This is a genomic window from Psychrobacter sp. JCM 18902 (genome assembly GCF_904846615.1).
Taxonomy (GTDB): Bacteria; Pseudomonadota; Gammaproteobacteria; order Pseudomonadales; family Moraxellaceae; genus Psychrobacter.
The window spans coordinates 1,443,018-1,457,711 of sequence record NZ_CAJHBK010000001.1; the positions used below are offsets into that span (position 1 = coordinate 1,443,018).

Here is a 14,694-nt window from a genome sequence, read left to right on the forward strand (position 1 = left end):
TTTTATTTTTCTAGTTATCATTATGATTAGGGCGTGTTGAACATTCGACCATGGCATTGATAATTAACCAATAGGATGCCTGCCAGCATCGATGGTTTTTTGCCGAGCACGCTTGCCTTGACCGAACGCTTGGGTGATACGGTCAATGATAATGGCAACGATGACAATCGCCGTGCCTGCTTGCAAGCCCTGACCGATATTAAGCGTTTGAATCGATTGCAACACATCTTCGCCGAGCCCCGGTGCGCCAATCATAGACGCGAGCACCACCATAGAGAGCGACATCATCACTGCTTGATTCACGCCCGCCATAATACTGGGTAATGCTTGCGGCAATTTAATCCAAATGAGCAGCTGCAAGTGTGTGCTACCGAACGAGCGCCCTGCTTCGACCATCTCATGATTGACTTGGGTAATCCCCAATGTCGTCAGCCGAATCAGTGGCGGCAAGGCATAAATAATAGTGGCAAATAGCGCAGGCACTTTGCCAATCCCAAATAACATCAATACGGGTATCAAATAGACAAAACTTGGCATGGTCTGCATCACATCCAGAATCGGCGTCACAACCTTGCGAAGAACTTTACTGCCCGACATAGCAATGCCTATAGGAATACCAATCACGACGGTCACCAACACTGATACGATGAGCAGTGCCAAAGTATCAATTAATGCGCCCCATAATCCAAATGCGCCAATGAGAAACAATCCGGCGGCGCATGCCAGTGCAAACCAGATTTTACGGATGCCAAACCATGCCAATACGGTCACAAGCGCAATGATGAACCAAGGCGGCATAGTGGTTAATAGACGCTCAATCGGTAGCAATAGATAGGTTAACGCTATGGTACTGACAGTACGAAACACATCGCCATAATTTTGGACAACGCTTGCCAATGTATTATTAAGCGGCGTCTCAAGTGACCAAGAAGGAAAGCTCGATAATGAGGTCGCTCGATTAGTGCTAGAGGCGGTTGCATCTGCAGTGATAGCCTCGCCCGTTAAGCTGATGCCTAGCTTAGCCGCAAGGTTACTGGCTGCTTCATCAGACAACCATGCTTGCCAGACGCTCGGATATTTATGCAAAAATGCTAGTGCTTGCTCATCACCACTGCGTTTATTTTCACTCATCTCCAAGATAGCGCCATTGAGCTCATCGGAGCTAAACTGAACTTTTTTAAAAACATCAGCAAGCTCTGGATTGGATTCAATAAAAGGGGTAGATACTGCGATACCTAAAGGTGAGATAGGGAATCCAGACACACAATCGGCGGTGCCATCCGCTCGTAATAAGTCTTGCCAACAGGCATCTTTATGATCTGGAAACGCCAGAGGCGCAAAGTCATATTTTGCCATCAAGCCCGTAGGCTGCCAGTAATAAAACAGTAGTGGCTTATGTTGCTCAAAAGCAGAGGCAATCTCGGCGTCGAGCGCCGCCCCAGTGCCGGGATGGGCATTATTAAAGATACTGTCCAAACCTGTATTCTTCAGCAAGCGAGTATTGAAAATCTCACACGTCCAACCAGACGGACAATTCATAAAGCGTGATTTGCTAGGGTCTTCGGGATCTTTAAACAGCTCAGCATATTTAGGCAAGTCTTGATAGCGGCGTAGACCTGGGTTTTCTTCTAATACATATTCGGGTACATACCAACCTTGAGTTGCACCGCCTTTGAGCGTATCGCCAATGACCGCCACTTTATTCTGCTCGATGGCTTGTTCCATGATTGGCGAGCGTCCAACCCACTGCTCCCCAATCACTTGAATGTCGTTTTGTGACAATGCCGTTTCGAGAGCAGGACCAGCACCCGGCACCTCTTCGATCGCACAATCGTAGCCATCTTCAGCGATGTACTTAAGCACCCCAGAGATAAACTGACCGCTCTCCCATGTCAGAGCGCCAAATTTGATTGGTGATTCGCAGGCTGCTGATGCCGATACTGGCAGTAACAACACGCTCATGCATAGTAAACTTAACGCAATCCATTGGCGCATAAGATGTCCTATTTATAATTTTTATTATGGAAATTAACGCCCAAGTCAACAATATTATTGCTTTACGCCAAGCGTGTACTACTTATGACTCATTCAGTCGTTGAAGACTAGGCAACGTCTTCATCTAAAACTAATACTACTATCGTTTAGGCTCACTACAAAGTGTAGCGATTTATAGACAAGATGACAAATGCTCATTAATTTTTTATGGCTTACTTTTATACAAAAAAATAGCACCTATTGAAATAGATGCTATTTTTTAGCGTTGCTTATATGATTGCTCACAATGATTAAGTATTTTTGTTTGCTTGAAAGAAAGCTATGTCAACTTTGCCCGCTTTAGCATTTGTTATTTTAAAAACATTGCCATGGCTTTTTTAAACAACCCGCCATAAGGTGGCAACAACAAATTCAACCCATTCAGCTTGGATTGTACAAATACTGGTTTCATATGACTAAGACGCTCGAATCCCGCTTTACCATGGTAAGCACCCGTTCCTGAGTCACCAACCCCGCCAAACGGTAAGTCATGCTGGGCAACATGTATCAGCACTTCATTAATACATAGGCCACCAGAGACCGTATTGTTACGTACTTTCTCTAGGGCGTTATAGTTATCACCAAAAACGTATAATGCCAGTGGGCGTGGTCGCTCGTTGACAAAATGAATGGCATCATCAAGCGTATCGTAATGCATCAATGGCAAAATCGGCGCAAAAATCTCGTCCTGCATCACATCACTATCAGGGGCAGGCTCACTCACGATGACAGGCGGCATTAGACGCGTTTCGATATTAGACTCAGCATCAGTAAGCTTATGGATCCCATCGCTCGATAATGCATCTAGATAGCCTTTGACACGCTTAAATTGCTCGCCATTGATAATACGTGAGTAATCTGGATTGCTCTCAATATTTGGATAGTGCTTTTCCATCCACTCTTTTGCTAAACGGATAAACTCTTCATGATATTGGCGCTGAATCAGTACATAATCAGGGGCAATACAGGTCTGACCCGCATTTAGTGTTTTGCCCATCATCACACGATTGACAGCGTTTTCTAAGTTTGCGCCCTCTAACACGACGACCGGTGATTTACCGCCCAGCTCGAGCGTGACAGGTGTTAAGTTAGGAGCTGCCGCCGCCATGACTTTTTTGCCCACAGCCGTAGAGCCCGTATAAAGCAAATGATCAAAAGGCAACTCACTAAAAGCAACCGCAATGTCTACCTCACCCAGTACGACACAAATCATGTCTGGTGAAAAATAACGAGCAATCGCACTGGCAAATGCTTGAGCGAACTGCGGTGCCGCTTCACTCATCTTGATCATAACTCTGTTGCCAGCAGTGAGTGCATCAATCATCGGTCCTACTGCTAAAAATAACGGATAGTTCCAAGGCACCATGATACCAACCACGCCCAATGGCTGAGGCTGGATTTCATTATGAGCTGGCATATACAGCGCTGAAATAGAAGCCCGCTGAACTTTCATCCATTTTTTACCGTGCTTTTTGGCATGACTGATACCAGTAAAGCTAGGAAACAACTCGGCAAACTGGGTCTCTGATTCGCTACGATAACCAAAGTCGGCACTGATCGCTTTGGCGAAACTGGCTTGATTATCGCTAAGCATGACTTCTAGACTGTCTAGTTGGGTTTCACGAGTGGCCCAGTCATTGATTGGCTGCGTGCGACTGAGTGTTTGTAAGCGTAAAAATTGCGCTCGCATCTCATCAACCGTATGAGCAATACTAGGCGATTTTGGCGCAGGTTGCTGCAACATATCCGTGTCGATTGAGGTCTGCTCATTCATGTTTTGATTATTATCTGTCATTTATCTTCCTTGTCATCTGCGTTGGAGTCAATATACTCTATTGGGTTAGAGACTCTGTATTTCTAGGGCTTGTCCTCATTTTAAAAATGGTGATAAACATGAGATAAATTGCCGTCAAACAAGGAAAGTAGCGCAAATAATATCGAGATATTAAGAAGCTATTTGACAATGTTTGGCAAAATTTAGCCATTTTTAGCCCATTTAGAAAGCAATCGATTGAATTGAGGACACGCCCTAGTCAGCGGGTTACATCGATGGTCACCCCTGAATATAAGTAATGCGATTCCATTCATTGCACTTTAATGTAGCGCATCAACGAATCAATGAACAGCACATTAAGTTGACTCCTGCGTCTGTATGAAATAAGTGTCTATAAACACGCATCACAATGCTAGAAATTTCATATTAAGCACTGAAAATTTTTGCTTATTATGGCTACTCCGTTAGGGCATTTATCAGTGTTTTGATTGTTGAGTTTTACAGCGTGACCAGAGATAATCTTGGGTACCAATCGCAAAAACTGCTACACTCACTATCGATATCACGACTAAATATCAGTGATACACCTCTTCGAACCAGACCACAATAAGACTGCGACTCTCATGCAAAACACCACGCAACAGCTTAATGACACACTGATCAGCAAATCTCTAACAACAGCCGATTACGTTCCCACTCTCGATGCGATGCTAGCACGTACACTTGCACGTATTGACTTAAAAAAACAGCAAGGACTGCGCACACCTGACGAATTATGGATTGTCGATCACAATGATGTGTATACTTTAGGGCAAGCAGGTAAAGAAGAGCACATCTTGCAACGTACCAATACGCCTATTATAAAAACGGATCGCGGCGGTCAAGTGACATGGCATGGTCACGGGCAGCTGGTTATTTATTGGTTGTTCGATTTGAATAGCTTGGGCTGGAGTGTGCGCAACTTGGTCTCGCATGCCGAGCAAGCAATCGAAGACGTTATCAATGACTGTTTGCAAAATTCTGCTTCATCAAACACAACAGCCATCAGCGCCCATGCGCGCCGTGACGCACCCGGTGTTTATCTATATGCTGATACTTCTGTAGCAGATGATAAAATTATGCTTGGAAAAATGGCATCGTTAGGCTTCAAAATTAAACATGGATTTAGCTATCACGGTATCGCGCTTAATTTAAATTGTGACTTGTCCGCATTTAATGCGATTAATCCGTGCGGCTATGCAGGGATGCAAATGTTACGGTTATCCGACTTTGTGGCTATGCAAAAAGAGTCAGATGAACAAACTGGTGAAGCCTTAAGCTATGAGCAAGTGACCCAAAAACTTATTGATAACATTGCTAAGCGTCATGCCGGACTCATTGAGCTACGTGCACTCGTACCCAAGTGAGTTCTTTGAGTCCATTTTTGCATAATCTTTTTTTGCATAATATCGTGCACGCTTAGACTTAAGCATTGTGAGAAAATTTAAGTCAAACTTGTTATAATCGCAGGCGGCACATATTGGGCACAGTGATAATATCGCAGTGCCGCGACGTTATTCTTTTATCATCACTTATTATTCAAGCACTTAAAACAAAAGCAAATTGGAGTACTTTATGGCAGATTTTAACAAAATTTTGGACGCAGGCGATGTAGACGGCGGCATTATCAACGTAGTAGTAGAAATCCCAGCTGGTAGCAGCCATAAAATTGAGTGGAATCGCGAACTGGCGGTATTTGAGCTTGATCGTATTGATCCACAGATTTTTGCCAAGCCTTGTAACTATGGTTTTATCCCGCAAACGCTTGACGAAGATGGTGATGAGCTTGACGTGTTATTGCTGACTGAGCAGCCGCTACCAACTGGTATTTTCCTAAAAGCCAAAGTCATTGGTGTGATGAAGTTCGTTGATGATGGCGAAGTCGATGACAAGATCGTCGTTGTACCTGCTGACGACCGTGATACAGGCAATGCTTATAACAGCCTAGCGGATCTACCAAAACAGCTAATCAACCAGTTAGAGTTCCATTTCAGCCACTATAAAGATCTGAAAAAACCAGGCACTACGGTCGTTGAATCTTGGGGCGATGTTGCAGAAGCAAAAGAAGTCATCAAAGAGTCTATCCAACGCTGGAAAGACCTATAGACCATCAAAAATTGGTAGAAATACTAATAAAGGATAGCTATTAAAATGCCGCAGTCATTATCGTGATTGCGGTATTTTTTTGATTGAATATTACTGCTGTAAAATGGTTATAATAATCAACACTATCGATGCCTATTTTTCATATCGCCATAAGGACAGTCATGTTTAACCCCGACCCTAGCTCAAAATCAGTCAATCCAAAGCTGCCAAGAGACGTCATCATGATGATCGAAAAGAATAATTTAGTGATGGCGATCAAAACTTTGGCGGCAGATGAAGACATTAGTATGGATGACGCCAAGAATAGGATTGATGCCTATGAGACACAACTAAAGGTGAATCAGCAGCAAAAACTCAACACTATCGCCAGCAAGCAAGGCATTCCTAACCATGCTATTAGCTTTGATAGAGAGCAAGGTGCTGAGGATGAAGCTGGACAGCTGATAAAAAATCGCGTCAAAACGACTAAGCAAAGTCGAGGATTCAAGAGCCTGCAAAATGGTGTGGACAGCCAGCTTAATGATTTAGGCTATAAAAAACCGCTGATGCCCTATTGGCTGAAACGGCTATTGGTGATTGCCATTATTATGGCTGGATTATTTTGGATATTATGGCAGGTATTTGGTTAACTAGGACAGGATATTGTCGTGTTAATTTTTTATAGTCTGTTATAGGTGGTTCCATTATAGCAGTCTATTTTAAGTAGTCTACTAATACGCATGAGGGCTGAAATAACTGGTTCCTTTGAGGTATACCTATTTTTTAAACTTACTACATCTTATAGTGCTTTTTTAAAATATCTATAATGGGTGCATACTCTTCTTTAAAGAATATATAGTTTTCTTCAGCTAGTGACATAGAGCTTCTCATCTGCGGTTGGCATTCTAGTACGCAGCTTACTAAGTCAATATCTCCTGTAATAACGCTCCTTTCAAGTAAGTTTCTACTATAATTATCTAAATTCTCAATATCATAACCCTGCTGTAAAGCACGCTCTAAAAGCTTTAAATCTTTTTTATCAAGAGCCTCATCCACGGTATTTTCATATACTGAAATATCTTGAAGGTCGAATAGAGAGCTGCGAAATTCTGAAAAGGATTGTGCCAGCTTGATACATTTAGTGCCTATAGTATCTTTATCATAGAAATAGACTTCTCCAAAACTATCTGCCGCTAGACTTAGCATGATGTCGTTACCTACATTGTCATCGGCTATGATTAAAAATTTTCGTCCTTCCTCATGATCTATGCTTTTTCCATTCTTGTACGAATTAATTAAATCAAAATAATCATTGTCATTGGAAATCCTACATACATGATGAATAATAGAGTATTCACCTTTAAATACCTCAAAAGCATTTTTCTCAAAACCCATACCATTATGCTCTAGCAAATAACCTCTATAGTCTTGAGGGAGTGTTACACCTAAAACATCTTCTAGGGTCGCTAATCTTTGCGTATCCAACGGGGAAGTAGTTTCAATCATTCAATCGATCTCTATTCATGTTAAAGAATATGACGTGTACTATTGATTTTATAGTTATCAAGTTCATATCTACCACTATCAGATCGACTCCTATATAGCGCACCAATCACGAGTAAATACAAATGAGCTTCAATTTTTACGCAGTATCTAGATTTAAGGATAGCGAAGCTATTTTTGATGCCAAATGGACTAACATCGCTAACTTTATCGAAAACATTGGTATCGAAAACATCAACGATTACTTAACTGTAGAAAACGATTTTATAGACTTTTTAAGAATGTTTTACACTGATAGCTCAACAATTCCTCAAGAGAAATATGGCTTAAGTTTACTGGGGTTTTGTATAAATGTGCATGATTTAAAAATTTTCAGTGAAAAGCATTTTTACGGTTTAAAGGATGTAAAAACAAGGCTGTATGCGTTAGCTAAATTAAACATTAGCTATATATCTGAAAATGATTTAACTTTCTTGCTTAGATGCTGGGTAAGAGATTTATGCTCGATTCATTTCTTTGATGTCAGTACAGGTAGTTTATTGAGATCATCAGACGAAAGTTTTACTTTTACTATGATTTTACGTGAAGATGTAGAGATTTCAGATATCTTTGAGCCAGTTGATAATGTATATATACATGAAGCTTTAGATCCAGATAGATAATAATCTGGATTGTAATACACTTAGCGATAAGTGCTATCCAAGGTTTCTTGAGCTTGAAAAACTAACGTTCTGTACACCATTAATTATACTGTGAATATTTCAGTGAGTTAAAACCTTAATATCATTAGCCTACAGCCAAAGACTCAAGTCCTCACTAGGGAACCAAAGCCTTAAATTTTTCTGAAACTATTTTTTTAGACACATGTTTTTTTAGACTGAAATATGCATAAAAAAATAGATAGGACTATATGTAATTTATTTTATTTACTCTGTTCAAGATCTTTTAGTATGGCACAATCGGCGTTTGCATCACCTGAGCAATGATCAGCAGAAACCTGTAATAAGCTCACCATATCTTGCAATTGAGCTATTTTTTGGTTCAAAGTTGCGATATGTTGCAGTGTCAACTGTTTAACATCAGCACTCTGCCGATCTGTATTTTTCCGCAAATCAAGCAACTCTTTCATGTGTTTGGAGGAAAAACCTAAATCACGAGCCTGTCTCAAAAAGCATAAGTCTTTTATATCTTGTGTAGAATAGATTCGATACCCTGAATTCGAGCGTTTTGCGGCAGCAAGCAACCCGATCTGTTCATAATAGCGTATCATTTTGGGAGAGATTCCTGATTGCTCTGACGCTTGACCGATATTCATAACTTTCCTCCTGATATAAAAAGGGTTAAAGCCAGACGGCTACTTTAACCCTATCTTAATACAATCTATGCTTTGATCACGGGCACCTGAAAATACTTTAAGCGTAAGGCATTACCTAGCACAAAAACAGAAGATAGCGCCATTGCCCCTGCTGCAAAAATAGGTGACAACAAAATTCCAAACGCTGGATATAAAATCCCTGCGGCAATTGGAATCAGAGCAATATTATAGAAAAATGCCCAAAATAGATTTTGTCGAATATTTTTGATGGTGGCCTTACTTAAAGCAATCGCATTAGGAACCCCTTGTAAACTACCTGACATCAACACCACATCTGCTGCCTCAATCGCTACATCTGTCCCTGTCCCAATTGCCAGTCCGACATCAGCTTGAGCAAGAGCGGGTGCATCATTAATACCATCACCAACAAAAGCCACTCGTCCATATTGTTGTTGCAGTTGACGTATCGCATCTACTTTTCCATCAGGCAACACTTCTGCGATCACTTGATCAATATGTAATTTTGCGGCAATCGCTTGCGCAGTATGGCGATTGTCGCCTGTAATCATTGCTACTTTTAAGCCCAGTTGATGTAAACCTGCAATAGCGGCATAAGTGGTGTCTTTAATAGGATCTGCAACGGCAATAATAGCAGCCAATTTCTGATCAATCGCGACATATATGGGGGTTTTAGCTTCTTGTCCTAAGTGCGCGGCTTCGTCTTTAAAGGGAGTAACATCAAGTCCTAATTGCTGCATATAACGATCAGCACCAATATGAACGGCTTGACCTTCAACTTCTGCTTTGATTCCAAATCCCGTCACAGAGTCAAAAGTGGTAATCGGTAATAAGCTAATATTCTGTTGCTCTGCGGCCTGAACAATGGCTAGGGCAATAGGATGTTCAGATTTTGCTTCAACCGATGCCACAATACGCAAGACTTGCTCACGTTCGAACCCTGGTTGGACATAAAATTCTGTCAAGGTTGGTTTGCCTTCAGTCAATGTGCCAGTTTTATCGACCGCAATGACTTGAACGTCTTGTAAAGCTTGTAATGCTTCACCTTTACGGAATAAGACGCCCATTTCTGCACCGCGACCTGTCCCCACCATAATGGATGTAGGGGTTGCCAAGCCCATTGCACAGGGACAAGCAATGATTAGGACGGCAACGGCGTTGACGAGACTAAACGTCAAAGCAGGTTCAGGACCAAAAATAAACCAGACTATAAAAGTTAGCATTGCCAAGAGCATGACTATGGGGACAAACCACATAGTGACTTTATCAACCAATGCCTGAATCGGTAATTTAGACCCTTGAGCCTGTTCAACCATGCGAATGATTTGCGCCAATACCGACGATTCTCCAATGGCAGTTGCCCGAAAATTTAAGTTTCCATTCTGATTAACCGTGCCTCCTACCACTTGATCACCGACTTGTTTTTTGACAGGAACGGGTTCACCTGTAATCATGGATTCATCAATATAACTTTGACCTTCAACGACTTCACCATCGACTGGAACACGCTCACCGGGACGAATCTCAACAATCGTTTCTGTGGTCACCTCTGCAATCGGCACTTCAACCACTTGCCCATTGTGGTGAACACGTGCTGTTTTTGCTTGCATACCCACTAGGTGTTGAATGGCTTGAGAGGTACGTCCTTTAGCTTTTGCCTCAAAATAACGCCCTAATAAAATTAAGCTTACAATCACAGCGGCTGCTTCGTAATAAACATTCACAGTGCTTTCAGGTAGAACTTGTGGAATAAATGTTGCGAATAGTGAAAAACTATAAGCCGCCAGTGTGCCCACAGCCACCAATGAATTCATATCTGGAGCAAAGCGCCATAATGCTGGAATACCTTTTTGATAAAAACGTCGCCCTGGAAAGATGAGTACCAGCGTGGTCAAAACACATTGAATCAGCCAGCTTTGTTGCGTGCCGATATTGTCCATGACCCACATATGAAAAGCTGGAATCATATGTGACCCCATTTCTAGAATAAAAACAGGCACGGCTAGAATTAAAGAGATCATTAAATCTCGTTTCAGCTGCTGCTGTTCCGTGGCTTTTTTATCCTGTTGAACACTCACACTTTGCTCAATCTGCTTAGCTGTATATCCCGCTTTTTTAACGGCTTGAATCAAATCGCTGCTCTGTACTTGAGCGTTGCCTTGTACCCATGCTCGTTCGGTAGCAAGGTTGACGTTTGCTTGTTGTACGCCCTCAACTTTTTTTAATGCTTTTTCTACCCGTCCAACACAGGAAGCACAAGTCATACCTTCTATCGACAGCTCAATCGGCTGAGATGCCAAGATCTTATAACCGGCTCGTTCTACGGCTTTGGTTACTGCGATAAGGTTTAAAGGTTGAGACGAGGAAATCATGGCGTTTTCAGTCGCAAGATTCACCTCAGCATTTTCAACACCTTCAACTTTTTTTAATGCTTTTTCCACCCGCCCCACACATGAAGCACAGGTCATACCTTCAATGGGCAATGTTTCATTGTAAAGATAATACTTACTATTTTCTGAGTTCATAACACCCTCTATCATGTTCAATCTGTTATCAACAGCATAGAGGTTGACATGATGGTAAGGTCAAGCGTGTTTTTTAAAAATGTGTTTGACCTTGCCATCATGACAAGGCTTAAGCTTAGTGATGAAATAAAACTTATTTGGAGAAAGATTATGAAACTATGGATTGGAAACATGAAATGTGGTGGCTGTGCTCGTGGTGTGACAGCAATTATTCAGGACATCGACCCAAATGCCAAAGTTGATATTGACTTAGCAGCCAAAGTGGTCAGTATCGAAACCATCGCAAATATTGAGCAGATAACGGCTGCTTTAGCAAAGGGTGGCTTCCCTGCACAAGTGCAATGAATGAGCCTGACAGACACGCAGCCTAGACGATTAACAGAAAGGACGATGGGCTTAATAATTTCGAGATTGTTAAGTCCTTGAAAAAGCTGGGGTGGGATGGGATACAAAAAATTGTATGAACAATGCTTAAGTAGGTAACGGCATCTTAATGATGTGTTTGCCCCTTAAGATGGGCTAGATGTCAAATTTTAAGTATGAAAAGTGGTGGTATTACCTTCATTCACCTAGATCGGGTAAGCAATCATCATTTAACTAAATTATTTGCTAATAAAGCCAGAAAAAACCTTTATCTATGACACGAATTATCGGCAAGCGCATGCAATATTCCGCAGGATTCAGCTAGCGCTTCACTGGCGCATTTTTGCCGCAACGCTAGTAGATGTTGCTTTAATTGTATCAGCTCTTCCATACGTGTCTCTACCGCATCTATATGCTCATCCAATAGTACATTGACTTCACCGCAGTTTTCATCAGGTTTGTCTCTATATTGAAGCAGGGTTCGTACTTCATCCAAAGTCATATCGAGCGTACGGCAGTGCAGGATAAATTGTAAACGCTCAAAGTGTGCTTCATTGTACAAACGATAATTGCTTTGGCTGCGCGTAGGCTCTGGTAATAACCTCTCTTTCTCATAATAGCGAATGGTTTCGACCGTCGCCCCTGTGCGCGTGGCAAGCTCGCCAATTTTGATTAGCATATGTATCTCCTTAAATAGTATTTTCTATTATCTAAAACAATAAAGTAACTATAAGGTTTACTGATAAAAAAACAAACCTCTTTGTCGTTAAAAGCCTTGACCCTGAAGCTACTATAGAGTTCATAATATCTTTAATAAGAGGATAAATAACTATGCAATATCATATTGAAGGTATGGACTGTGCCAGTTGTGTTGGCAAAATTGAGCGGGCGCTCATACGTATGCCAGGCGTCTCTGGTGTTCAGTTAAACTTTTCGACTCAAAAGCTAGAGTTAACTCTAGAACCTGATACAAGTACTGACGTTAAAGATATCGAAAAGACTATTAAGCGCTTAGGGTTTGGTGTATCAGCGTTAACAAGTCAACAAAATGAGATGGGTATTGATGGTAGTCAAGCAGCGGTAAACGATCAGCGCTGGTGGCAAACCATAAAAGGCAAACAGGTTATTGGTACTGGGCTTTTGATGAGTGCCGCATATATTTTGTCTTTAATTTTACCTGAATATGGCGCATGGGTTTTTATTGCCGCTGTGGCTATCGGAGTCCTACCATTTGCCCGTAAAGCTTTTGCACTGGCGTTAGTAGGTTCGCCTTTTTCAATTGAAATGCTCATGTCTGTTGCGGCTATCGGCGCCCTTATCATTGGAGAGGCAGAAGAAGCTGCTGCCGTGGTGTTCCTATTTTCGGTTGGTGAGCTATTAGAAAGCGTCGCAGCTGATCGTGCGCGCGCTGGCATCAGAGCGTTATCATCACTAGTGCCAAAGACGGCTATTTTATTGGACGCGCAAGGACAACAATGTCAGGTGGCAGCGACTGCATTACAGATTAACGATAAGGTGCTTGTGCGTCCCGGTGATAGAGTTTCTGCTGATGGGGTGATTATTCAAGGGATATCTAGCCTTGATGAGTCACCTGTGACAGGAGAATCTGTTCCTGTTGCCAAAACCATAGGCGCTGAGGTCTTTGCTGGATCTATCAACGTTGATGGGGTACTACAAATACGCGTAGAAAAAACAGCGGCAGATAATACGATTGCGCGTATTATTGAACTTGTGGAGCAGGCGCAAGCGTCCAAAGCACCGACTGCACGCTTTATTGAAACCTTTAGCCACTACTATACGCCTATCGTTATGGCGATTGCAGCGCTGGTCATTATTATCCCACCTCTACTGATGGGAGCAGAATGGGGAATATGGCTATATCGTGGTTTAGCGCTATTATTGATAGCTTGTCCTTGTGCCCTTGTGCTGTCAACACCTGCCGCTATTGCGTCAGGTTTGGCGGTCGGCACGCGCCATGGACTGCTTATCAAAGGCGGTAATGTCATGGAGTTGGTGGGTCAGGTCAGTACTGTCGCTTTTGATAAAACGGGTACTTTGACTGAAGGAAAACCACGCGTAACCGATGTTATTGGTTTTAAAACAGCGCATACCACTGCTGAGGGTCACGATAAACTACTGTCACTGTTTGCAAGTGTTGATGCTACCTCTAGTCATCCACTTGCTAGAGCTATTGTGGATCATGCCAAAGCCGCTAAGGTAACTATACCTGCTGCTTCTAATGCTTTCGCTACGGCAGGCAAAGCCGTTCATGCAACGGTTGCTGGACGCTCTTTGGCCATCGGCTCACCAGTCTACGTCGCTGAGAAAGTGATGTTGCCAGCTGAGCAGCAGATTCAAATTGAGATGCTACAAAATGATGGTAAAACGGTTTCTATTTTGTTTGATGAGCACACGAGGGAGGCGCTCGGATTGGTCGCTCTACGTGATGAGTTGCGAGAAGATGCACAGCAAGCTATTGCGCAGCTCAATAAGATGAACGTGCGCTCTGTCATGCTCACAGGTGACAATAGCCGTACGGCAAAAGCGCTTGCTAGTCAGTTAGATATAGAGTGGCAAGCTGAGCTGTTACCTGAAGACAAGCTACGTCTACTCAGAGAGATGCAAAGCAATAGTAAAATAGCGATGATTGGTGATGGTATCAATGATGCACCCGCTTTGGCAGCGGCAGATATTGGCATTGCGATGGGCAGTGGCACGGATGTGGCTATCGAAACGGCTGATATTGCCCTATTAAAAAGCCGCGTAATGGACGTTGCTAATCTTATTGCCTTATCCCGCGCCACCATGAGAAATATCCATCAAAATGTCATATTTGCACTTGGGTTAAAAGGCATATTTCTGATAACCACTGTGCTCGGCGTGACAGGACTTTGGATTGCTGTGCTAGCGGATACTGGTGCTACAGTACTGGTGACGCTGAATGCATTGCGTTTACTACGTTTTAAAGGAGTGTCTTCCCGTTAATGATAGTTAAAGAATAAAACGGTTATGGCTACATCAGTGGCCGTTTTATTACC

At 42.4% G+C, this 14,694-nt stretch carries 12 protein-coding genes; 6 read left to right on the forward strand and 6 right to left on the reverse strand.

Annotated elements, in window-relative coordinates; translation table 11 throughout:
* Window positions 1–63: 63 nt before the first annotated feature.
* Window positions 64–1,995, reverse strand: a complete 1,932-nt coding sequence (locus JMY05_RS05905) for a glycine betaine ABC transporter substrate-binding protein (RefSeq protein ID WP_201614474.1) — start codon at window positions 1,993–1,995, stop codon at window positions 64–66.
* Window positions 1,996–2,344: 349 nt separating this feature from the next.
* Window positions 2,345–3,829 (reverse strand): coniferyl aldehyde dehydrogenase, encoded by a 1,485-nt coding sequence (locus JMY05_RS05910; RefSeq protein ID WP_201614476.1) that lies wholly within the window; start codon window positions 3,827–3,829, stop codon window positions 2,345–2,347.
* A 602-nt stretch (window positions 3,830–4,431) separates the two neighbouring features.
* Between JMY05_RS05910 and lipB the strand changes: the two genes are divergently transcribed.
* From lipB to JMY05_RS05925, 3 genes are all read left to right on the forward strand, one after another.
* Window positions 4,432–5,214 (forward strand): lipoyl(octanoyl) transferase LipB, encoded by a 783-nt coding sequence (gene lipB, locus JMY05_RS05915; RefSeq protein ID WP_045446116.1) that lies wholly within the window; start codon window positions 4,432–4,434, stop codon window positions 5,212–5,214.
* A 208-nt stretch (window positions 5,215–5,422) separates the two neighbouring features.
* Window positions 5,423–5,953, forward strand: coding sequence for an inorganic diphosphatase (locus JMY05_RS05920; protein ID WP_010198287.1), 531 nt, complete (start codon window positions 5,423–5,425; stop codon window positions 5,951–5,953).
* Between the two features lie 161 nt (window positions 5,954–6,114).
* Entirely contained in the window at window positions 6,115–6,582 is a 468-nt protein-coding gene (locus JMY05_RS05925) for a hypothetical protein (protein ID WP_201614478.1), read from the forward strand.
* 142 nt (window positions 6,583–6,724) lie between these two features.
* Here the strand turns inward: JMY05_RS05925 and JMY05_RS05930 are convergent, their stop codons facing one another.
* Window positions 6,725–7,438: an SMI1/KNR4 family protein gene (locus JMY05_RS05930; protein WP_201614480.1), complete on the reverse strand. Its 714-nt coding sequence runs from the start codon at window positions 7,436–7,438 to the stop codon at window positions 6,725–6,727.
* Window positions 7,439–7,560: 122 nt separating this feature from the next.
* Here JMY05_RS05930 and JMY05_RS05935 point away from each other — a divergent pair, with 122 nt between their 5' ends.
* Entirely contained in the window at window positions 7,561–8,097 is a 537-nt protein-coding gene (locus JMY05_RS05935) for a hypothetical protein (RefSeq protein ID WP_045446109.1), read from the forward strand.
* Between the two features lie 260 nt (window positions 8,098–8,357).
* Here the strand turns inward: JMY05_RS05935 and cueR are convergent, their stop codons facing one another.
* Both cueR and JMY05_RS05945 read right to left on the reverse strand, forming a co-directional pair.
* A complete protein-coding gene (cueR, locus tag JMY05_RS05940) occupies window positions 8,358–8,750 on the reverse strand; it encodes a Cu(I)-responsive transcriptional regulator (RefSeq protein ID WP_045446106.1) in 393 nt (130 codons plus the stop codon).
* Window positions 8,751–8,815: 65 nt separating this feature from the next.
* Entirely contained in the window at window positions 8,816–11,293 is a 2,478-nt protein-coding gene (locus tag JMY05_RS05945) for a heavy metal translocating P-type ATPase (RefSeq protein WP_201614482.1), read from the reverse strand.
* A gap of 150 nt (window positions 11,294–11,443) precedes the next feature.
* Here JMY05_RS05945 and JMY05_RS05950 point away from each other — a divergent pair, with 150 nt between their 5' ends.
* Window positions 11,444–11,638: a heavy-metal-associated domain-containing protein gene (locus tag JMY05_RS05950; protein ID WP_045446103.1), complete on the forward strand. Its 195-nt coding sequence runs from the start codon at window positions 11,444–11,446 to the stop codon at window positions 11,636–11,638.
* Window positions 11,639–11,924: 286 nt separating this feature from the next.
* Here the strand turns inward: JMY05_RS05950 and cadR are convergent, their stop codons facing one another.
* Window positions 11,925–12,335: a Cd(II)/Pb(II)-responsive transcriptional regulator gene (cadR, locus tag JMY05_RS05955; protein ID WP_045446100.1), complete on the reverse strand. Its 411-nt coding sequence runs from the start codon at window positions 12,333–12,335 to the stop codon at window positions 11,925–11,927.
* Between the two features lie 152 nt (window positions 12,336–12,487).
* Here cadR and JMY05_RS05960 point away from each other — a divergent pair, with 152 nt between their 5' ends.
* The gene (locus JMY05_RS05960; RefSeq protein ID WP_201614484.1) at window positions 12,488–14,641 is read left to right on the forward strand and encodes a heavy metal translocating P-type ATPase; all 2,154 of its coding nucleotides are present in this window, start codon (window positions 12,488–12,490) and stop codon (window positions 14,639–14,641) included.
* The last annotated feature ends 53 nt before the right edge of the window (window positions 14,642–14,694 follow it).